This is a genomic window from Arcobacter sp. L (assembly GCF_000284235.1).
Lineage (GTDB): Bacteria > Campylobacterota > Campylobacteria > Campylobacterales > Arcobacteraceae > Aliarcobacter > Aliarcobacter defluvii.
On sequence record NC_017192.1, the window covers coordinates 734,372 to 756,430 of the forward strand.

The 22,059-nt window shown below is 26.2% G+C and carries 21 protein-coding genes; 8 read left to right on the plus strand and 13 right to left on the minus strand.

Going from position 1 to position 22,059, the window contains the following annotated elements; all coding sequences use genetic code 11:
• Positions 1 to 222 precede the first annotated feature (222 nt).
• From ABLL_RS03725 to ABLL_RS03750, 6 genes are all read left to right on the plus strand, one after another.
• Positions 223 to 1,680: a YdiU family protein gene (locus ABLL_RS03725; RefSeq protein WP_014473443.1), complete on the plus strand. Its 1,458-nt coding sequence runs from the start codon at positions 223 to 225 to the stop codon at positions 1,678 to 1,680.
• Positions 1,681 to 1,814: 134 nt separating this feature from the next.
• On the plus strand, positions 1,815 to 2,420 hold the full coding sequence (locus tag ABLL_RS03730) for a TetR/AcrR family transcriptional regulator (protein ID WP_014473444.1): 606 nt from the start codon (positions 1,815 to 1,817) through the stop codon (positions 2,418 to 2,420).
• A gap of 16 nt (positions 2,421 to 2,436) precedes the next feature.
• Positions 2,437 to 3,480, plus strand: a complete 1,044-nt coding sequence (locus ABLL_RS03735; RefSeq protein ID WP_014473445.1) for an efflux RND transporter periplasmic adaptor subunit — start codon at positions 2,437 to 2,439, stop codon at positions 3,478 to 3,480.
• Between the two features lie 8 nt (positions 3,481 to 3,488).
• On the plus strand, positions 3,489 to 6,623 hold the full coding sequence (locus ABLL_RS03740; protein WP_014473446.1) for an efflux RND transporter permease subunit: 3,135 nt from the start codon (positions 3,489 to 3,491) through the stop codon (positions 6,621 to 6,623).
• Between the two features lie 12 nt (positions 6,624 to 6,635).
• Positions 6,636 to 7,892, plus strand: a complete 1,257-nt coding sequence (locus ABLL_RS03745; RefSeq protein ID WP_014473447.1) for a TolC family protein — start codon at positions 6,636 to 6,638, stop codon at positions 7,890 to 7,892.
• 10 nt (positions 7,893 to 7,902) lie between these two features.
• Entirely contained in the window at positions 7,903 to 8,775 is an 873-nt protein-coding gene (locus ABLL_RS03750) for a DMT family transporter (RefSeq protein WP_014473448.1), read from the plus strand.
• Between the two features lie 6 nt (positions 8,776 to 8,781).
• Here ABLL_RS03750 and ABLL_RS03755 read toward each other — a convergent pair whose 3' ends face one another.
• The 6 genes from ABLL_RS03755 to ABLL_RS03780 form a co-directional block, all read right to left on the minus strand.
• On the minus strand, positions 8,782 to 10,734 hold the full coding sequence (locus ABLL_RS03755) for a methyl-accepting chemotaxis protein (RefSeq protein WP_014473449.1): 1,953 nt from the start codon (positions 10,732 to 10,734) through the stop codon (positions 8,782 to 8,784).
• A 170-nt stretch (positions 10,735 to 10,904) separates the two neighbouring features.
• Positions 10,905 to 13,049: an EAL domain-containing protein gene (locus ABLL_RS03760; protein WP_014473450.1), complete on the minus strand. Its 2,145-nt coding sequence runs from the start codon at positions 13,047 to 13,049 to the stop codon at positions 10,905 to 10,907.
• A 74-nt stretch (positions 13,050 to 13,123) separates the two neighbouring features.
• Positions 13,124 to 13,339 (minus strand): hypothetical protein, encoded by a 216-nt coding sequence (locus ABLL_RS03765; RefSeq protein ID WP_014473451.1) that lies wholly within the window; start codon positions 13,337 to 13,339, stop codon positions 13,124 to 13,126.
• 67 nt (positions 13,340 to 13,406) lie between these two features.
• Positions 13,407 to 14,858: an acetyl/propionyl/methylcrotonyl-CoA carboxylase subunit alpha gene (locus tag ABLL_RS03770; RefSeq protein ID WP_014473452.1), complete on the minus strand. Its 1,452-nt coding sequence runs from the start codon at positions 14,856 to 14,858 to the stop codon at positions 13,407 to 13,409.
• 203 nt (positions 14,859 to 15,061) lie between these two features.
• Positions 15,062 to 15,583: a lipocalin family protein gene (locus tag ABLL_RS03775; protein WP_014473453.1), complete on the minus strand. Its 522-nt coding sequence runs from the start codon at positions 15,581 to 15,583 to the stop codon at positions 15,062 to 15,064.
• A gap of 77 nt (positions 15,584 to 15,660) precedes the next feature.
• Complete coding sequence (locus ABLL_RS03780) at positions 15,661 to 16,452, minus strand: PhzF family phenazine biosynthesis protein (protein WP_014473454.1); 792 nt, start codon at positions 16,450 to 16,452, stop codon at positions 15,661 to 15,663.
• 216 nt (positions 16,453 to 16,668) lie between these two features.
• Between ABLL_RS03780 and ABLL_RS14885 the strand changes: the two genes are divergently transcribed.
• A complete protein-coding gene (locus ABLL_RS14885; protein ID WP_258239376.1) occupies positions 16,669 to 16,923 on the plus strand; it encodes a dienelactone hydrolase family protein in 255 nt (84 codons plus the stop codon).
• Positions 16,924 to 16,931: 8 nt separating this feature from the next.
• Here ABLL_RS14885 and ABLL_RS03790 read toward each other — a convergent pair whose 3' ends face one another.
• Positions 16,932 to 17,759, minus strand: coding sequence for an HDOD domain-containing protein (locus tag ABLL_RS03790; RefSeq protein WP_014473456.1), 828 nt, complete (start codon positions 17,757 to 17,759; stop codon positions 16,932 to 16,934).
• Positions 17,756 to 17,941, minus strand: a complete 186-nt coding sequence (locus tag ABLL_RS03795) for a hypothetical protein (protein WP_041654653.1) — start codon at positions 17,939 to 17,941, stop codon at positions 17,756 to 17,758. The genes ABLL_RS03790 and ABLL_RS03795 overlap by 4 nt, the downstream gene beginning before the upstream one ends.
• Before the next feature lie 97 nt (positions 17,942 to 18,038).
• Between ABLL_RS03795 and ABLL_RS03800 the strand changes: the two genes are divergently transcribed.
• Positions 18,039 to 18,302 (plus strand): helix-turn-helix transcriptional regulator, encoded by a 264-nt coding sequence (locus ABLL_RS03800; protein WP_014473457.1) that lies wholly within the window; start codon positions 18,039 to 18,041, stop codon positions 18,300 to 18,302.
• A 16-nt stretch (positions 18,303 to 18,318) separates the two neighbouring features.
• On the opposite strand, the gene ABLL_RS03805 is transcribed toward ABLL_RS03800, so the two are convergent.
• From ABLL_RS03805 to sufC, 5 genes are read right to left on the minus strand one after another with little or no spacing between them, the layout of a single operon-like run.
• The gene (locus ABLL_RS03805) at positions 18,319 to 18,672 is read right to left on the minus strand and encodes a metal-sulfur cluster assembly factor (RefSeq protein WP_014473458.1); all 354 of its coding nucleotides are present in this window, start codon (positions 18,670 to 18,672) and stop codon (positions 18,319 to 18,321) included.
• A gap of 10 nt (positions 18,673 to 18,682) precedes the next feature.
• Positions 18,683 to 19,093, minus strand: a complete 411-nt coding sequence (locus ABLL_RS03810; RefSeq protein WP_014473459.1) for a SufE family protein — start codon at positions 19,091 to 19,093, stop codon at positions 18,683 to 18,685.
• Position 19,094: 1 nt separating this feature from the next.
• Positions 19,095 to 20,279 (minus strand): aminotransferase class V-fold PLP-dependent enzyme, encoded by a 1,185-nt coding sequence (locus ABLL_RS03815; protein ID WP_014473460.1) that lies wholly within the window; start codon positions 20,277 to 20,279, stop codon positions 19,095 to 19,097.
• On the minus strand, positions 20,272 to 21,303 hold the full coding sequence (locus ABLL_RS03820) for a SufD family Fe-S cluster assembly protein (protein WP_014473461.1): 1,032 nt from the start codon (positions 21,301 to 21,303) through the stop codon (positions 20,272 to 20,274). The genes ABLL_RS03815 and ABLL_RS03820 overlap by 8 nt, the downstream gene beginning before the upstream one ends.
• Positions 21,290 to 22,057 (minus strand): Fe-S cluster assembly ATPase SufC, encoded by a 768-nt coding sequence (sufC, locus tag ABLL_RS03825; RefSeq protein WP_014473462.1) that lies wholly within the window; start codon positions 22,055 to 22,057, stop codon positions 21,290 to 21,292. The genes ABLL_RS03820 and sufC overlap by 14 nt, the downstream gene beginning before the upstream one ends.
• Between the last annotated feature and the right edge of the window lie 2 nt (positions 22,058 to 22,059).

Genomic DNA, 22,059 nt, shown 5'->3' on the forward strand with positions numbered 1-22,059 from the left:
GAATTTTAGGTGTATGTTATCATAATTTTATGTATCATTTGTATATAAATTATAGCCTTTTTATAAGAATTTATGAAATTTTTCAAATAATTATTATTTTATAATCTTATATAAAAATAAATAAGTTTTTATAAATAAGATAAATATTATCCTATTTTATGTTTTCTTTTGGTAGAGTTCTTGCATATATACAAATAATTTTTAAAAAAATGAGAATAAATAATGAAATTAGATGAATTAAAACTTGATATGGATTATTTTGAATTTGATGAAAAGTTATACCAAAAATTAAACGCTACACCTTTAAAAAATCCAAAATTAGTCTCTTTTAATAAAGAAGCTTGTGATTTAATAGGTTTAGATTATGAAGAGTGTGAGACACAAGAATTTTTAGAGTTTATGAATGGTGAAAAAACATTAAATGGAAGTGTTCCATATAGTATGGTTTATGCAGGACATCAGTTTGGTTATTTTGTTCCTCAACTTGGTGATGGAAGAGCTATAAATCTAGGAAGTATAAATGGTTGGCACTTACAAACAAAAGGTTCTGGATTAACACGATATTCTAGACAAGGAGATGGAAGAGCAGTTTTACGCTCAAGTATAAGAGAATATCTTATAAGTGAAGCTATGTATGCTCTTGGTATTCCAACAACGAGAGCTTTAGCTATTATTGATTCAGAAACTTTTGCCCATAGAGAATGGAATCAAGAATCTTGTGCAATAGTTTTAAGAATGTCACCTTCTTGGATTAGAATAGGAACATTTGAATTTTTTGCAAGAACAAAAGAAAACTCACAAAAAAATCTAAAACAATTAGCAGACTATGTAATCAAACAGTCATATCCTGAACTTGAAAATGAAGATGAAAAATATGAAAAAATGTTTTATAAGCTTGTTGATAGAACAGCGCAACTTTTGGCTTTATGGCAAGTTTATGGTTTTCAACATGGGGTTATGAATACTGATAATTTTTCAATGGCAGGACTTACTATTGATTATGGACCTTATGCTTTTATGGATTATTTTGAAAAAAATGCAATTTGTAATCATACAGATGTTGAAGGAAGATATTCATATAACAATCAACCGTTTGTGGCACGCTGGAATCTTTTTGTTCTAATAAATGTTTTGAAAAAAATATGTGATGAAGAGAAGTTAGAGAATTATATGAAATTTTATTTATCAATTCATAAAAAAATATATTTAGATATGATGAACAAAAGAGTAGGGCTTGATGCTTCAAAAAGTGGTGATGCTAATCAATTTTTGATTATTGAATTACTTGGAGCTTTAGAGTCTTCAAAAATGGATTATAATGTTTTCTTTTATAGATTAACAAATCTAAAATCTTTTGATGATTTATCTTCAATTTTAGATATTGCAGTTTTTCAAGACCCTTTGAGAAAATGGTTTGATTCATATAAAAGAGCTTGTGTCGAGCAAAATAGTAGTTTTGAAAGTAGATTTGAAATTATGAAAAAAGTAAATCCAAAATATATACTAAAAAACTATATGCTTCAAGAAGCAATTGAAAAAGCAGACGAGGGTGATTATACTTTAGTAAATGAGTTATTAAAAATCGCTCAAAATCCATTTGATGAACATGAAGAGTTTGAAAGATTTGCTCAACCAACACCTATGAAATTTGCAAATATAAAATTATCTTGTTCTTCATAGATAAAAATTTAAAAAAATCTGCATAATTCAGATTTTTTAATTTTAGTAAAATTTAAAATCTTATTAAGATATATTTTTGTATATTTCCAATCTTGACCGACGGTCAGTCAAAAAAAATAAATTTGGAGATAAAAATGGCAAAAGTAGTAGATAAAGAGCAAAAAAGAAGAGAAATAGCCATTTCTTGTACCGATTTACTTTTTGAAGTTGGGATAAGAAAATTGACAATTTCTCAAGCAGCAATAGCAGCTGGCATAGGTAAAGGTACTATATATGAATATTTTGAAAATAAAGACGATATAGTTTTTGAAATAATAAATATGATTATAGAAAACTATCATGATGAATTTTTAGAAGCTATAAAAAATTTAAAAACAACAAAAGAGAAACTTTTTTGTTTCTTTAAATTTGTGATGGATGATTCAGATTCAAATTTAAAAGAATTTAATGCTTTTAAAGAGTATCTAGCTGTTGTTTTGAGTGATGATAATACTTCTATGAAAAAATATAATAATAGTTGTCATATTTTTTTCAAAGAGCAATTATTTAAGATTATAAAAGAAGGAATTGAAAAAAAAGAGTTAATCCCAGAAGCAATAGAATTTATTGATGGGTTATTGGTTTTTGAGAGGGGATTGAGTTTATTAAAAATGACTCAAGAAAATTTTAATACAAATGAAATTTGCATAAATTTTATAAATAGTATTTTTAAATTTATTGAAATAAAAAAAAATATTTAAATAAGGAAAATAAAAAATGAAAAAAATAAGTTTAATACTATTTTTTGTTTTATTTACAGTTATGATTGAAGCAGCAGAAACAAAAGCTTCATTAGTTGAAACACAAGTATTAAAAAAGCAAGAAATAAATGATTTACAAGAGTTTGTTGGAACTGTAAATTTTGATAAAAAATCAAAAATAGCTAGTGAAAGTTCAGGTGTAATAAAAAAGATAAATTTTGAAGTTGGAGAAAATGTTAAAAAAGATGATATTTTAGTTCAAATTGATTCTGATATTTTAGATGCTCAAATAAAAGCAGCTAGTGCTGAAGTTAATATGTATGAAGTTCAATTAAAAAATGCAAAAAAGAATTATGAAAGATATATGGCTTTACTTGAAAAAAAATCAATTGCACAAAAACTTTTTGATGATGCTAAAACTGAATATGATGTTGCAAATGAGAATTTAATTTCATCAAAAGCAAAGTTAAATGAACTAAATATCCAAAAAATTAAAAAGTCTATAAAAGCACCTTATTCAGGAGTTATAGTAGAAAAAAATATAAATCTAAATGAGTGGGTAAACCAAGGAACACTTATATTAACTTTAGTAAATACACAAGAATTGGAAGTGATATTTAATTTACCTATTTCTTTTATAAATGGTTTAAAAAATGGAGATGTTTATGATATAGAAATTGCAAATAAAACAATAAAAGCTACACTTTTTGCTGCAATTCCAAGTGGAGATAAATTAACTAGAACTTTTCCTGTAAGATTTAAAGCAAATGCTTCTGATAGTTTCATTTTTGATGGAGCAAGTGCAAAAATAAAATTTGCTAAAGATTCAAAAAGTGATGCTTTAGTTATAAATCGAGATGCAGTTATTAAAAGATTTGATATGGATGTAGTTTTTGCTGTTGTTGATAATAAAGCTATGATGTTTCCAGTTAAAGTCTTAACATATTCAGGAATGGATGCTGCAATTGCAGGTAATGGTTTAGTTGAAGGTATGCAAATAGTTACAAAAGGAAATGAAAGAATTTTCCCTGATATGCCAGTTCAAGTTTTAAATAAATAGGAAAAAATATGGATTTAATAAAATTTTCGATTAAGAATCCTGTAACAATAATAGTTTCAGTTTTAATTGTGGTTTTATTTGGGTTAATTTCACTTAATAAGTTACCTTATCAATTGACTCCCAATGTTACAAAACCAGAAATTAAAATCACAACTACTTGGCCAGGGGCAACTCCTTATGAAATAGAAAGAGAGATTATAGAAGAGCAAGAAGATGCTTTAAAAAGTTTAAATAATTTAATAGAATATGAATCTTCTGCAACTGATAATTCAGGTGAAGTAAAACTTACTTTTAAATTAGGAACAGATATAAGAGTCGCTCTTCAAGATGTTTCAAATAAATTAAATGAAGTAAGTTCTTATCCTGATAATGTTGATGAACCAATTATTGAAACAGCAACAGCAAGCCCAGTAATTTGGATGATGTTAGAAACAATAGCTGAAAATACAAGACATATAGATGAATATAAAACATATTTTCAAGATGAAATCAAACCATTAATCAAAAGAGTAGATGGTGTAGCTGGAACTATGGATGGTGGTGGACGAGAACAACAAATGCAGATTAATCTTGATGTAAATAAATTAGCATCTTTTAATCTTACAATTCCTCAAGTAATCAATATTTTACAAAATGAGAATGTTGATGTTTCAGCAGGAACATTAAACATGGGAAGACGTGCATATAGAATTAGAACTGTTCATAAATTTGCGACACCACAAGATATAAAAGATATTATTTTAATTTCAAATAGAGAACAAAGAGTGACTGTTGGTGATGTTGCAACTGTTGATTTTGGATATGATACTGCAAATTCTGTTTCATTGTTTTTTGGAAAAGATGGAATCTTTTTAGGAGTTCAACCTAGTTCTGATGCAAATATTGTTCAACTTACAGAAGATGTTGAAAAAGTTGTAAATGAATTAAATGAAAGTACACTAAAAAAAGAGGGTTTACATATAAGATGGATTTATGATCAAAGACCTTATATTGTTGGTTCTGTTGATTTAGTTAAGCAAAATATTATAATAGGTGGAATATTAGCTGTAATTGTATTAATTTTATTTTTGAGAGCTATTTCTCCAACAGCCGTAGTAGCAATTGCTATTCCTATTTCAGTTATTGGTACATTTATAATTTTACAGTCAATGGGAAGAAGTTTAAATACTATTTCTTTAGCAGGTATATCTTTTGCTGTTGGTATGTTGGTTGATAGTGCAATTGTTGTACTTGAAAATATTGATAGACATAGAAAAGAAGGTATGAGTATTGCTGATGCTGCTTATAAAGGAGCTAGTGAAGTTTGGGGCGCATTAATAGCTAGTGCATCTACAACGATGGCTGTTTTTTTACCGATTATTTTCTTAGAAGATGAAGCTGGTCAGTTATTTAAAGATATTGCAATTGCTGTTGTTGCTTCTGTTACATTTTCTTTATTTGTTTCTATTTCTGTTATTCCTATGCTTTGGAAAAAATTTGCAAGTATTAGTGGAAAAGAACCAAGAGGTGAAAGTAGCCTTACTCATTTTGGGAATAAATTTGTAAAATTGTTTATGGGATTTGTAAAATGGTCTTTAAAATCAACAATGACAAAACTTATTACAATCGGAAGTTTAGCAATATTTTCTATTTTAACAATTATTGTATTATTCCCTAAAATGGACTATTTACCTCAAGGGAATAAAAATTTAATATTTAATATTTTGATTACACCTCCTGGACTTTCTTATGAAGAAAGATATAGTATGGGAGCATATCTTATGAAAAAAGTTGAACCAAATATGAATAAAGATGTTGATGGTATTCCTGGAATAAATAGAGCATTTTTTATCTCTTTTGGTGATTTTAGTTTATTTGGTGCAACTTCTATGCATGAAAGTAGAGCTAGAGAATTAATACCATTTTTTAGACCTATTGTAAATTCTCTTCCCTCTGTATTTGGGGTATCTTTACAATCAGGTGTTTTTGAGGATGATATAGGTGAAGGTGGAACTGTAAATGTTGATATTAGTGGTGAAAAAATTGAAGATATTGCAAATGTAGGAAGTCAATTATTTATGGCAGTAAGTCAAGCTATAGAAGGTTCTCAAGTTCGACCAGTTCCATCTATTGAATTACTTTATCCAGAAGTTAGACTTAAACCAAATCAAGATGCATTAAAAGCTTTAAATTTAAGTTCTTATGATTTAGGTATTATGGCTGATGTTTTGATGAGTGGAAGAAAAATATCTGAATTTGAACAAGATGGTAAGAAAAAAATAGATTTAGTTTTAAAAGCAAATGATGAGCAAATAAAAACACCTGAAGATATTTTAGCTTCACAAGTTGCTCTTCCAAATGGTTCATTAGTTCCTATGTCATCACTAGCAAGTGCAGTTGATACAACAGGAATTAGTGAAATAAGACATTTAGATGGAAAAAGAACTATTACTTTACAAGTAACTCCTCCACCTAATATGACTATTCAAGAGACAATGGGAATTTTAGATGGAACAATAAATAATTTAAAAAATGAAGGAAAAATATTAAAAAGTGTTGATATTGGGATGAGTGGAACTGCGGATAAATTAACAGAAACAATTGGGATGTTAAGTCTTAATTTTATTCTAGCATTAGTTATTGTTTATTTATTAATGTCAGCTTTATTTGGGAATTTTTTATATCCAATGGTTATTATGTTTACAGTTCCACTTGCAACAGCAGGTGGATTTATTGGACTTGCTTTAACAAATAAATTTATTGAACCACAACCTTTAGATGTTTTAACAATGCTTGGATTTATTATTCTAGTTGGAATAGTTGTAAATAATGCAATTTTAATAGTTCATCAAAGTTTAAATTTAATTAGAAATGAAGGATATGACCATAAAGCTGCTGTTATTGAAGCAACACGTACAAGAATTAGACCAATATATATGAGTTCATTAACTTCTATTTTTGGAATGCTTCCATTAGTTCTAATTCCAGGACCAGGAAGTGAATTTTATAGAGGTTTAGGTTCTGTAATCACAGGTGGATTAACTTTATCTACTATTTTTACAATATTTGTAACACCTTCTTTATTAATGTTTTTTATAAAACTTGAAAAAAGAGTTCCAATGGGTAAAAGTTCAGTTCAAGATATAGATTTAAGTAGAGCATAAAAGGAAAAATTTATGAAAAAAATAAAATTTATAACACTATCATTAGCAGCTTTTTTAGCTGTTAATTTAAATGCCTTAAATCTTGATAGTGCAGTTGATATTGCTTTAAAAAAGAACTATGATATAGAAGGTAAAAACTATGATTATGTAGAAAGTTTAGAGAATGTAAGAGCTAATAATTCAAATTATCTACCAAAATTAGATGCTTCTTATGGTTATACAAATACAGATAAAGCGAATGTTGGGTTTGAATCAGATGAAGCAACAGCAACAATTGCTTTATCATATAATTTATTTAATGGATTTAAAGATATAGCAGTAAAAGAATCATCTGTTTATTTATCTGAATCATCTTTATATTCTTTAAAAGCAACAAAACAAGATATTGTTTTAAATACAAAAACAGCTTATATAAATTATTTAGATAAACAAAATGCTTTAGAAACTTATGAAAGTGCTTATAAATTATTTCAAGAGCAATATGAGGATTCTAAAAATAAATATGACCAAGGAATTATCGCAAGAAATGATTTATTACAAGTTCAAGTAAATATGTCAAGTGCAAAACAAAATGTAGTAAAAGCTCAAGGTGATTTAAAAGTCGCAAAATTTGAGTTATCAAATATTTTAGGTGGAATGGATTTATCAAATGAAACTATTGAAAAGTTAGATGAAGCAAAACTAAAACTTTCAAATTATGATGAAACAATGTTAGAAAATAGAAGCGAAATTCAAGCTTTAAAAATGAATTTAAATTCTATTAAAGAGTTAGAAAAATCTGCAAAAGCTGGATTTTATCCAAAAGTAGATGCTTCAATTTCTCATAATGAATATTATGATGGTTTTTCAAATGATAGAATAAAAAATCAAGAAGAAAATCAAAATATAGCAAAAGTTACTGCTACTTGGAATTTATATAATGGTGGCTATGATGATTCTCAAACAGTTATTTATAAAACAAAATATTTAAGTTCAACATCACTTTTAAATAAAACAAAACTTGATATAAAACTACAATATGAAAATGCTAAATCAAATCTTCAAGTATCTTTAGATAATCTTGAAACAGCAAAATTAGCACTTTTACAAGCAGAAGAAAATTATGAAATTGTAAAAAATAGATTTGATGAAGGAATCTCTACAAGTACAGATTTGACGGATGCAAATTATTTATTAACTCAATCAAAACAAGGATATAATAGAGCTTATTTTGATAAGTATTTAGCAATTGCTACGCTTGATAGAATTTTTGAAAAAGATATAAATTAAGGAGTTTAAAATGAAGAGTGAAAAATTTATAGATTTAAAACTCTTCATTTTTATTTTTATAGCTTTAGTTTTTTTATCAGCAAACTCAATTTTAGCAAGAGTTGCGATTTCAACACAAAATATTGATGCTTTTACTTTTACTTTTTTACGTATATTTTCTGGTGCAATTTTACTTTTAATTATCTATTTTTATAAAAATAAAAATCTAAAACTAAATTTCAAAAAAAATTGGCTTAGTTCTTTTATGCTTTTTTTATATGCAATTTGTTTTTCATACTCTTTTATAAATATGTATGCAGGAATTGGAACACTTATACTTTTTGCAGTTGTACAATTAAGTATGATTTTAATTGCACTTTTTTATAAAGAGAAATTAACTTCAAATAAAATATTTGGTGTTTTGATAGCTTTTAGTGGATTAGTTTATTTACTTTATCCAAAAGAGGATTTTTCTATCTCTTTCTTTCATGCTTTTTTGATGATTATTGCAGGTATTTCTTGGGGAGTTTATAGTGTAATTGGCAAAAAATCTACAAATGCAACATATAATACAACAGATAATTTTCTTAAAGCTTCGATTTTTACAATTATTTTTGGAGTTTTATTTGTAGATTTTTTCAAAGTAGATTTATTTACTTTTTTTATAGCAATTACTTCTGGGATGATAACATCTGCTTTAGGTTATTTGATTTGGTATGAAGTTTTACCAAAAATAGAAATTTTTACTGCGAGTATATTACAACTTTTAGTTCCTATTATTGCTATATTTTTAAGTCTAATAATATTAGATGAAAAAGTTAGTTTTGAACTAATAGTTTCAACTTTTATAATACTTCTTGGAATTTTTATAGCTTTGAAAAAAGAAAAGTTTAGTGGAAAGTAGAAAAGCCTAAAAGCTTTCCCACTCGTCGTTGTTTGTTTTGTTAGATACTACTTTTGTATCTTTTTTTGTTTGTGTATCTTTTTGTTTTGAATTTGATTTTATTGGATTTGAATTATCCTTTTTATTTATTTTTATATCTTTTGCTTTTACTTCATTCTTTCCTTCAAACTCTTTTGCATTTGCATCATTTACTATTAATTTTGCTATTTCATCTGTTATTATTGCTACATCATGTGTTTGACTCGCTACTGCTGCATTTTGTTGTGTTTGTTGGTCTAATTGATTTACTGCATCATTTATTTGTTCTATTCCACTTAATTGTTCTTTACTTGACATCTCTATATCTTGTATTAAGTTTATTGTTTGTGATATATTTTGATTTAATTCTTTATATCCACTTATCATATTTGATGCTATCTCTTTTCCATCATTCGCTTTTTTTGTTGCATTTTCTACTATGATTTTTATCTCTTTTGCAGCTTCTGCTGAACGAGATGCTAGATTTCTTACTTCTTGTGCTACTACTGCAAATCCTTTCCCTGCTTCACCTGCTGTTGCTGCTTCTACTGCTGCATTAAGTGAAAGTATATTTGTTTGGAATGCTATTTGATCAATTACAGTTATTGCTTCATTGATTAGATTTACTTGATTATTTATTTCATCCATTGACTGAGTTGTTTGATTTGCAAGTTTTTCACCATCACTTGCTGACTTTGTTACACTATTTGAGTAACTAGCCATTTTTGCTATATTTTGTGTATTATTTCTGATATTTGAAGTTATTTGTTCTAAGGCTGCTGCTGTTTCTTCTAAACTTGCTGCTGCTTCATTTGAGCTTATATTTAATTTATCTACATTTGCCAATAATATATCCGAGCTTTCATCCAACGTCAATCCATTTGTTTTATTCTCTTTTAGCATTTGCGTTATTGAATCACCTAAAGTATTTACACCATTTGCAAGATTTAAAAGATGTTCTTTTAATCCTCTTTTATCAATTTTATTTAAATATTTATAATTACTATATTCATCTAAAATAGTTAAGACATTATCAATATTTTTTTCAAGATTATTTGCCATTTTATTTAATACATCTTTTAATTGCATTAATGCTGGATTATTTACAGTTATATGTAATCTTTGACATAAATCACCTTGTTCAAATTCTCCTAAAACAGCAATTGTTTCATCTATTAATTTTCTATCTTCTTCGATACCTTTTTTTGTTTTCTCTATGTTTTCATTTACAACTATTGCCATCTCACCAAATTCATCTTTTGAATCAATATGAATTAATTTTACTTCATTTGTTTCTCTATTTAAATATGCAAAGAAACTTAAAAGACCTGTTTTTAATCTAGTTAATCCATTTAAAATTGAATTTACTATAAGTGTTCCTAAAGTGATAAGTAAAAGTAAAGCAATTATTCCAACAGTGATAATTGTAGTTTTTAATCCTGTGATTTCTTCATCTGCTTGATTATTTTGATCTTTTCTAAAAACGACCATTAACTCACTTGTTGTTCTAGCTTTTTCTACCATTGTTTTTTCTGAATCAGTCATTTTATATTCTTGAGTTTGTTCAGTTTCAATTTCTTTAACTAAAACGAAAAAATCATCTCTATAGTTAACTAATGAACTTTTTATATCATCCAACATTTTTTGATTTTTTGGATTATTAAATCTTTTTGATAACTCACTGATTATTTTTATTCCATCATCATATGCTTTTTGGAATGCATCTAAACTTTGTGTATCTTTTCTGATAATGAAATTTTTTTCTTGTCTTCTCATTTCATTAAAACGTCTGTCAACTTTATTCAACTCTTCTGCTTTATCTAATCTGTCAATAGTTGAGTTTAGCTGTATTATTGTTGGGATTGCAACTACAGTTAATGCAACAATTCCTAATATTACTATTAAAAATATTTTTGCTCTCATTTTTAAGTTTTTTAACATTTATGTCCTCTTGCTTCTTAATTTCTTTTTTCTTATAATTAAGTTATTATTTTAACTTATAGTTAAAATAATTACGATTAAATGGAGCTTAAATTTATTATTATTTTAGTGCTTAAATAAATTAGTAAGTTATATGTGATTGTATATAATAATTAAAGAAATGATAAAGTTTAAATCTCTTTATTTGGAATAGAAAAGTAGTAACCTTGTGAGTAGCTAATACCTAAATCTTTGATAATTTTTTGTACATTTTCGTTGTGAACAAATTCTGCAATACAAGGAATGTTTACATTTTTAGTAAAAAATGTGATAGCTTTTACTATTTCAAAACTTCTTTTGTTTGTGTCAATATTTTTTATATATTTAGCATCAATTTTTATAAAATCAATATCTAAATCTAATATTCTTTCGAAATTCGAATATTCAGCTCCAAAATCATCAATAGCAATTTTAAAACCTTGATTTTTTAATGAATTAAGTTGATTAATATGATTTTTTTTACCAGTTGAACTAATGCCTTCTAAAATTTCAAGTACAATTCTATTTGGATTTATTTTATAAAAAGCTACTTTTTCTTTTAAATAGTCATTTAAATATCCCTCAGCTAAATCATCTTCTGTTATATTTATTGAGATTTGATAATCATTTGTTGTCATTATTTGAAGTGTTTTTTCAATCATAACTTTCGTGATTTCAGGTAATAATCCTGATAATTTAGCTGGTTCTAAAAATTCAAAAGGAGAAATTATTCTATCTTCTAAAACAATCCTTGCAAGTGCTTCATATTTTGTAATTTGATTATTGTTATTATCATAAATACCTTGGAAAAAAGGAACAAATTGATTGTTATCTAAAGCACTTTTTATAAGATTTGTTGAATTTATAAATGATTCTCTTTTTGTATAATCTATATTATTTGTTTGCTCAAAAATTTCAAATCTATTCTTTCCATTTTCTTTTGCCTCTTTTAAAGCTGTTGCTGCTTTTCTAAGAAGCATATCTTTTCCATAAACTGCACCATAAGAGAAGGTGATGTTTAATTTAATTTTTTTTACATTAATTAAATGTTTCATAAAATAGTTTTGAATTTCTGATATTTTATCAACTATTGATATATTTTTATTAAAGACTAATGCAAATTCATCAGAGTTTATTCTATATGCTGAATCAATCTCAAAATGGTTTTTTAAAATTTCAGAAACACAAAGTAATATTTCATCTCCAATATCAAAACCGTAAGCAGAGTTTATATAACTAAAGTTATTTATATTTAAAAGTATCAATGTTTTATCTTCAAGACGTTTTAACTCTATTTCCAAATAACTTTTATTGTAAAGATTTGTAAGTGAATCATGATATAACATATATTCCATTTTACTTTGAGCATCTTTTAGTTGAGTTAAATCTGTAATAATTGCCATGTAATTGTGAGCTTTGTTTTCTTCATCATGTAAAGCAGTAATACTCATCCATTCATTGATTAAAGAGTTGTCTTTTCTTTTATTTATTATTTCACCACTCCATTTTGATTTACTATTTATACTTTCCCACATATTTTTATAAAAATTGTCATCATATATATTTGAAGATAAAATTTTCGGATTTTTACCTAAAAGTTCTTCTTTTGAATAACCATAAATCTTTTCAACAGCTTCATTTACTTCTATGATTTGATTTTTTTCATCAGTAATAAATATACCATCTATTGAGTTTTGCATTGCATCTGAAAAAAGTTTATTTCTTTTTTGAGTATTTTCATTTGTTAGAACAATATTTACGATTGATGCAGCTGTTTCAAGTAATTTTATATGAAAAGCGTTGGGAGATCTATGTTCAAAAGAGGAAAGTGCAAAAGAACCAATTGCTTTTTTTGCTTTATCTCTTATTGGAAAAGACCAGCAAGCCCGAATATTAAAATCAACAGCAAGTTGTCGTAAATTTTCCCATCTTTCATCTGTAAATGTATCTTGTACAAATTGAGGTTGATTCCTAAATACTGCATTTCCACATGAACCACCTTTGGGACCTGGTTTTAAATTTTCAAGAGCTTTGAGTCCTTCATTGGGAATTGATGGAGCTGATTTAACACTCATTAATCCTGTTTTTTTATCTTTTAACATTATTGAAGCAACAGAATTTGGAAGTAGTGATTCAGCAAGAAAACATAATTTTGAAAGAATATTTGAAGTTTTTTCATTGATAGATAACATCTCTAAGATTTGTTGATGGATATTTAGAATTTGATTATACTGAGTTGGTATAAGTATTATTTCATCATTTTCAGTACTAACAAGTAAGCAACTTTTTTCTATCATTATTTTTCTTTCATATTTAAAAACTAAAATTATAATACTATTTAAAATATGAGAAAAAGCTAAAGAAAAAACTTTTAGTTGTTTTCTTTAGGCTTAGGTTGGAGGTTATTAACTCCTTTAAATGGTTCATGCCATTGAAGTTGTGAAGGAGTTGCTTCAGTTTTTTTATTTGAAGATGTATCAAAATGAATTGCATTTACAGGAGGCTTTTTTTCAAGATATGAAAATGCAATAGCTAAAATAATAGCACTAATAATGAGTTTGATAATTGTATATTTTAAATCTTTCATAAAAAGATTTTCTCATTATTTAGATTAATCTTTTCTGTATGAAGATTAATAACCTCAAAAGAGGTTATTAATGTTTAACTTTTAGATTATTTTTATTGATAGTTTCAATAAGTTTCATGATATTAGCAACTTTTTCTTCTTCTTTTTTGATATTGTCTTCACTGTGTAAAGTGAAAATTTCCATTTTTTTATCAAGGTAATTTGTAGTAAATTTACCATCAATAAAATCTTGATCTCTTACAATTTCTCTATGAAGTGGAATATTTGTTGGGAATCCTTCTATATAAAACTCATCTAAAGCTCTTTTTGCTTTTTTAACTGCACCTTTCCAGTCAAGTGCCCAAACGATTAGTTTTCCAATCATTGAGTCATAATTTGCAGGAACTTTATATCCAGTATAAATACTTGTATCAATTCTAACTCCTGGACCTCCTGGAGTTAAATATTTACTAATTGTTCCAACTGATGGCATAAAGTTTTTTTGTGGATTTTCTGCATTTATTCTAAACTCAATAGCATATCCTCTAAAATGTACATCTTCTTGTAAGAATTGAAGTTTATCACCTTCTGCTATTTCAATCATTCTTTGAATAATATCAACACCTGTGATTGTTTCAGTAACAGGATGCTCTACTTGAACTCTTGTATTCATTTCAATAAAGAAGATATTATTGCTTTCATCAACTAAAAATTCAATTGTTCCAACACTTTCATATCCAAGTTTAAACATAGCTTTTGTTGCAATTCTATAAAGTTCTTTTCTAGTTGCTGAATCTAATCTTGGGCTTGGTGCAATTTCAATAACTTTTTGATGTCTTCTTTGAATAGAACAATCTCTCTCACCTAAGTGAAGAACATTTCCATATTTATCTGCAATAATTTGAATTTCGATATGTCTTGGATTTTCAACATATTTTTCAATAAATGCTTCACCACGACCAAAATATTTTTTTGCTTCATTTGTTGCACTTTCAAACATATCTTTGAACTCTTTTTCAGCACGAACGATTCTCATTCCTCGTCCACCACCACCAAAAGCAGCTTTGATAATAATAGGGAAACCAATTTCTTTAGCTATTCTTGCACCTTCTTCTACATTTATTATTGGTTCATCTGTTCCTTCAAGAACTGGAACACCAACTTTTTTCATAGCTACTTTTGAAGCCATTTTATCTCCAAAAAGTTCTATATGCTCTGGTTTTGGACCAATAAAAATAAGTCCATTATCTTCGCAGGCTTTTGCAAAATCAGCGTTTTCACTTAAAAATCCATATCCAGGATGAATAGCATCACAATTTGCTTTTTTTGCAATAGAAATGATTTTTTCATAGTCAAGATAAGCTTGAACTACATCTCCCATAATTGGATAACATTCATCAGCTTTTCTTACCCAAATTCCTTCTACATCAATCTCTGAAAATATAGCTACGCTACTAATTTCTAACTCTTTACAAGCTCTAATAATTCTTAAAGCTATCTCTCCTCTATTTGCAATAAGTACTTTTGAGATTTTTTTCATTTTTTTGCCTTTTTTGAATTTTTTTAAAAATATTTTAGCATTGTAGAGTTTTTTAAAAATTTATTCTTCTTAATTTATGCTGGTTTAATTGTTGTATATTGCTTATTTTATTGTTTTTTCCTGTTCTTTTAATTGTTGATTTTTAAACAAAAAAATTGAATTACTAAGCTCCTTGAAGCTTAGTAATTTTGTGTAAAACTTTTTTATTCCTGAATAGTCCAGATTAATTTTGAAGTATCAAATCCTAAACTTGGAAGCTTTTCTAAAATCTCATTTTTGATTTCTTCATCGAGTTTTGAATCTCTTGATAAAATCCAAAGATACTCTCTACTTGGAGTTCCAACAACGGCATATTTGTAGTTTTCATCAAGCATTAAAACCCAATAATCTCCATAAAATGGTCTAAAAAAACTAACTTTTAATTTGCTGTTAGTTTCATCAATTGCATAAGCTCTACCAATTGCCTCTTTTTTTTCATTTGTTTGAATTTTTGTACATCTATTGATTACTTTGATTGTCTCTTCATTCATCATAGAGTAGTTTGCAGTTACATTTTTACAATTTCTTTCAAAAAAATGTTCATATCTTGCTATTTCGTACCAAGTACCTAAATACTTATTTAGTTCTACTTTTTGTACGGTTTGTAAAGGGGGATTTTTTGAAGAACAAGCTGTGAGTAAGATTGTAAAACAAAAAAGTATTAGAAGTTTGAAAATTTTTGCCATAAAAAAACCTTTTTATTTAAGTATATAAAAAAAGGTATTTTTTTAATATGGCTTTTATGTTTTTTAATCAAAAAATTTTATATATAAATAAAACCTTCAAGATATTTTACAGCTTTCCCTAAAATAACTACTTTATCATCTGATACAATACATTTTAGTAAACCACCACGCATAGATGCTTGATATGCAAGCAATTCATTTTTATCTAATTTTTCTGCCCATAACGGAGCAAGTCCTGTATGAATTGAACCTGTCACTGGATCTTCTATTCCTCCATTTGCTGGCCAGAAATATCGAGAAATAAAATCATAAGTTTTAGAATCTGATGTAATACTTACATCCCGTGGAGCTAATTTTTTTATCTCTTCTAAATCAACTTTTATATTTAAAACTTCATTTTCATTTTCATAAACTATAAAATATGCTTGTTGATTTATATAAACTTCTTTAGGTTTTATCGAAAGACCATTTATTAATTCAATAGGGATATTTTCTACTTTTTTGGGTTTTTTATTTGGAAAAGTCATTTCTATATAATCACCTTCTAATTTTTTTATACAAAGATTTCCTACAGTTCTAGTTTCAAATATTATTTCATTTAGTGTTTGATTTTCTTCAAATAATACATAAGCAGTAGCAAGTGTAGCATGACCGCAAAAATCAATCTCAGTTATAGGTGAAAACCATCTTATTTCATAATTATTGTTGGCAATTTTTTTAGCAAATGCTGTTTCTGATAGATTATTTTCTGTTGCAATTGCTTGCATAAGTTTTTCATCTAACCATTCATCAAGTATTATAACAGCTGCGTAATTTCCTTTGAATATTTTATCAGTAAAAGCATCTATTTGATATATTTTTAATTTCATAATTTTTCCTAAGTTTAAAACTCTATTCTACAGTTTTTTTAGTTATTTTGATTAATAGAAGAGTTTTTAAGTTTATATTTTATTAGATCTTTATGATAATAGTTTATTTTTTGAAAATGAAGAAATAGCTAATGATTATTATATAAAATCTTGTAGTCAAGAAAAGTATTATGAAAAAGCTTTTGAAATTTCAAAAAAGAAAATATAGAAATAATTATTGGTTTTAGTGTAGGTGGAACAATTGCTTGGAGATTGAGTGAAAACAGATTTAATAAATTAAAAAAAATAGTTTGTTTCTATCCTTCTCAAATTAGGAATAATTTGAATATTGAATCAAAAATTGATACAAAGATAATTTTTGCAAAAAAAGAAGATAGTTTTGATACTCAAAAAATGAAAGAAATTCTATCTATAAAAGAAAATGTAAGAGTAGAAATCAGTGATTTTGAACATGGATTTATGAATGAATAAGATATTTATTAAACATTTGTTGAATCTCTTAGTTTATTTCTTATAAAAATAATTGAGTCAATAAGTGGTTTTTTTTCAATATTATATTTATATGATTTTTGAAGAGCTTTTTCGATACTTGTTTCAGAAAAAGGTTCTTTTGGATTACAAACAGTTTTTATTATGTTTAAGATTTGTGCTTTTTGTTTATATTCAATAGGACAATTTTCAATGTCATCAACAAACTCAATTGTTTTTATTAAATTACTGCTTAGTTTCCAATATTTAAATATTTCAGCAGTTGCTTTTGAAGTTGTAATTCCCAAAAATCTTTTTTCAACTTCTATTAAATCTTCTCCATTATTTAATGCTTGAATAAATAATTTACTTTTATTTTCTGAAATAATTAGTTCAGATAAAATAAACTTTCCTGTTTCTTGTAATAACGAAGCTAATAAAATCTCTTCTTTCAATTTCTCATCAACTTTTGATAACCAAGTATTAGCTAATATAGATGATAAATTTGAAGCTTCCATAAAGTTATCATTTGTAATTTGATAGGGCTCTAGATCAGTTTTTAATAAATTTTGTATAGTTTCATTTATTGTAATATAAATAGTAAATTTTATTCCTAATAAGTTGATAATTCTACTTGGAGTTTCAACCTTTGAACGAAAACCAAAAATAGAAGAATTTGATATTTTTAATAAAGTTGAAACAGCTAAAGCATCCTTTTCTATTATTTTTACTAATTCTTCTGCATCCTTATCTACTTTTTTCCTAAATTCTTCAATTTTAGAAATAGTTTTAGGTAATGGTGGCAAATTATCTATTTTTTCTAATATTTTTTTAATCATTTTTTATCCTCTTTTTTATAATTTGAAATTTTAGACAAATCAATCAAATCAGAACTAAGATAATCTTCAATTTTTAGATTTTTTTTATAAAATTTTTGATTATTGAATTTTATTTTGTTAATTTTTTTATCATTTTTTGTTTCTATATAAAAAAATAGATAAGTATGATTTTCTTTATACATTTAATGTCCTTAGAAATAAAACTACTATAGTAGTTTGTTATGAAACTATATTACAACTAAACTTAACATAAAATAAATTACTATAGTAGGTTTTGAAGTGGCAAAATTTGATTTTACAAATAAAGAAATAGAAGAAATACATAAAATTGTAGGAAAAAATGTAAAAAAATATAGAGTTTTAAGAGGTTTGACTCAATTAGATTTATCTTATGAAATGGGTAATAAATCAGTAAGTTTAGTTTCTGCTTGTGAACCTTGTAGTAATGGAAAGCATTTTAATATAGAGCATTTATATAAAATTAGTAAAATTTTAGATGTTCCAATAGGCAATTTTTTTGAAATTGAAGAAGAAATAGTTTAGTTAATATAGCTATGTCTTAGTAAGACATAGCTGCTCCACTTGCTCCCATAATCTCTTTCGCATCTTCACTCATCATTGATGGATCCCAAACAGGTTCAAACACTAGATTTACTTTTACTTCATCAACTTCATCAACTGCCAAAGTTACATATTTTACTTGTTCAAGTAAACTATCTGCAACTGGACAAGCTGGACTTGTAAGTGTCATATCTATTTCACAATTAAGATAATTTCCTCTTTCTTCAAGTCTTATATCATAAATTAATCCAAGATTATAAATATCAGCTGGAATTTCCGGGTCATATACTTTTTTTAAATTTTCTATTATTTTTTCTTTTATATTTTCTAAATCAAAAATTTTATCATCCATTTTAAATCCTTTATGCTTTTAAAGCATACTCTTTTATTTTTTTCATCATTCCAATAACTCCACTTTGTCTATTTGGAGTTATAACTTCACTAAGTTTCAGTTCATGAACAATATCCATATCAATATCTTTTAATTCTTGTATAGTTGCACCAGAAAAAATTTTTAATATCATATAAACTAAACCTTTTACAATTATTGCATCACTTGTACCGTGAAAATACATTTTTCCATCTTTTATTTCATGTGTTAACCAAACCTGAGAAGTACAACCATGAACTATATTTGCTGGTATTTTATCAGCTTCATTGAATTCTTCAAGTTTTTTCCCTAAATCAATAATATATTCATATTTTGCAAGTTCATCATCAAAAAAATCTAAATCTTCTTTTATTTCTTCAACTCTTTCTTCAATGCTACTCATTTTATCCCTTTAACATCGTTAAGGCTCTTTTTAATGCCTCAATTAATTTATCAACATCAACATAATCATTATAAAAAGCTGTGCTAACTCTAATAGTTCCTTTTACTCCAAGTTTTTTCATAATAGGTTGTGCACAGTGATGACCAACTCTTAGAGCAACTCCCATTTTATCAAGAAGTATTCCAATATCGTCGTGAACTATTCCTTTGAAGTTGAAACTTCTACTTCCAATTGCATTTGTAATGTCATTGTAAAATACAATATCAGGAAGTTTTGCTAACTCTTCATCTAAATATTTAAAAACTTTATGTTCTAAATTTTCAATATTTTCATATCTTACATGATTTATATATTCTAATGCTTTTCCAAAACCTATAACACCAGCAATATTTTGTGTTCCTGCTTCAAATTTATATGGAGAATCAAGTAAAGTTGAACCATTAAAATCAACTTCATGTATAGTTGCTCCACCAGTTTGATAAGGTTTTATATCTTTTAAATATTTTTCTTTTATATAAATTGCTCCAACACCAGTTGGTCCAAATGTTTTATGACCAGAAATTGCAAAAAAATCAACATCAAGTTTTTGCATATCTACTTTTAGATGAGCCAAACTTTGAGCTCCATCACACATAACAACAGCACCATAAGAGTGAGCTAGTTTTGTAATAGCTTCTATATCATGGATTTTTCCAAAAGCATTTGAAATATGAGTAATACTTACAAAAGCATTTGGATTAGCTTTTAAAAGTTCTTCAAAATGGTTCATATCAAAATCTAAATTTTCATTACAATTTACAACTTCAAGACCATTTCCCAAAGTTCTTCCTTGCATATGCCAAGGTACGATATTTGAGTGGTGTTCTAAACTAGAAATTATTACAGTTTTAAAATCTTTTGCAAAAGATGTTGCTATAAAGTTTAAAGATTCTGTTACACCTTTTGTAAAAACAATTTCCTCTTTTGCTGAAGCATTTATAAACTCTTTTAAAAGGATTCTTACTTTCTCAAACTCCAAAGTTGCTCTATTTGCATCGCCAAAGTTACTTCTATGAGTGTTTGAGCAATAATGTTCATAATATTCAACTTGCGAATCTATAACACTTTTTGGTTTTTGAGTTGTTGCTCCATTATCCAAATAAATAGTTTTTGAGTTTTGGAAGTATGGAAAATCATTTTTAAACATATTTTTCCCTTTTATAATTTTCTACAAACTCTTTTATTATCTCATTTTTTATATTAGATTTTATTGTACTTTCAAAAGCATTTAATAACATTTCATAAGCTTTTTCTTTTTTTATACCACGTGAACAAAGATATAAAAGTTGTTCTTGGTTTAAAGTTCCTGTCGTTGCCCCGTGTGAAGCTTCAAGCTCATCTATTAAAATTTCAAGATGAGGTTGAGCAAAAATTGTTGCATCATCACTTAATAATATAGTATTACAGTTTTGAAATGCTTTTGTAAATGGTGCTGTTTCATTTACAATAGATTTTATTTTTACAACAGCTTTTGAACTATCTTTTAAAGAATTTTTATAGTTTATTGAACTTGTAGAATTTTTTTCATTATGAACAGTTTTTACTAAAGTTGCAGTTGTTGAATCATTTGATAATTTAGTCAATCCGTTTAATTCATAGTTTACAAACTCTTTATTTATAATATTTTCAAAACTATTTACTATAAATCCATCACCAAACTCAAGATTTGTTATTTCAAGATTTGAGCTTTTTTCTTGTTTTATACTATTTGCAAAAATCATAGAATTTGAAGCATTTATATCTTGAATTTTTACATATTCTAAAGAGGCATTTTCTTCTAAAACTATATTTCTATTTACTGTAAAAGCAGAGTTTGTAGAACTGTTTACAAAAACTTCTACAACTTGAGCTTTGATATTTTCTTTTACTTCTATTTTTAAAGAGTTAGAAAAAAGTGTTTCATCTTCTTTTATTTTATGAATTAAAAAAATAGGTTCAGCGATATTTTTATCTATAGTTAAAACTTTCTGATTTTCATCTAAACTTTTTATAATATTAAATAAAACAGATTCATAAGAATTTTCATCTTTTATAGTTTTTAAACCCATAATATCAAATTCATAAGTTTTAGTTTCTTTAAATTCAGTAGAAAACAAAGAATCAAAATTTATTTTTAAAAACTCTTCATCTTTTTTATTTGGAAGATTAGTGTTTAATTCATTTATTTTCATCTTTTATTCCTATTGCTTCATAACCTTTTTCATCTAGTTCTAAAGCTAAGTTATAATCTCCTGTTTTAGCAATTTTTCCATCATTTAAAATATGAACAAAATCAGGTTTAATAAGTTCTAAAAGTCTATCATAGTGTGTAATCATTAAAATTGATCGTTTTCCATCAAGCATTGAGTTTATAACATTTGCAACAGTTTTTATAGCATCTACATCAAGCCCTGAATCTATCTCATCAAGTATTATTAAATCAGGTTTTAGCATAAGTAGTTGGATTAATTCATTTCTTTTTTTCTCCCCACCACTAAATCCATCATTTAAATCTCTTTGTAGTAGTTTTCTATCAATATTAAATTTTGATGTCTCTTCTTTTACAAGTTTTAAAAATTCCATTGCATCAAGCTCTTTTTGTCCTTCATATGCTCTTTTTTCATTTATTGCTGTTTTTAAAAAGTAGCTATTGTTAACACCTGGAACTTCAACAGGAGTTTGAAAACTCATAAAAATTCCTTCATTTGCTCTTTGTGCTACATCCATTTCAAGTAAATCTTTATTTTTATAAGTTATTTTCCCTTCAGTTACAATACAGTCATAATGAGCACTGATTGTTTTTACCAAAGTAGATTTTCCTGCTCCATTTGTTCCCATAAGAACATGAACTTCACCTTCATTTATCTCTAAATCTATACCTTTTAAAATCTCTTTATCTTTTATATTAACTTTTAAATTTTCTATTTTTAATAATCTATTTTTCATAA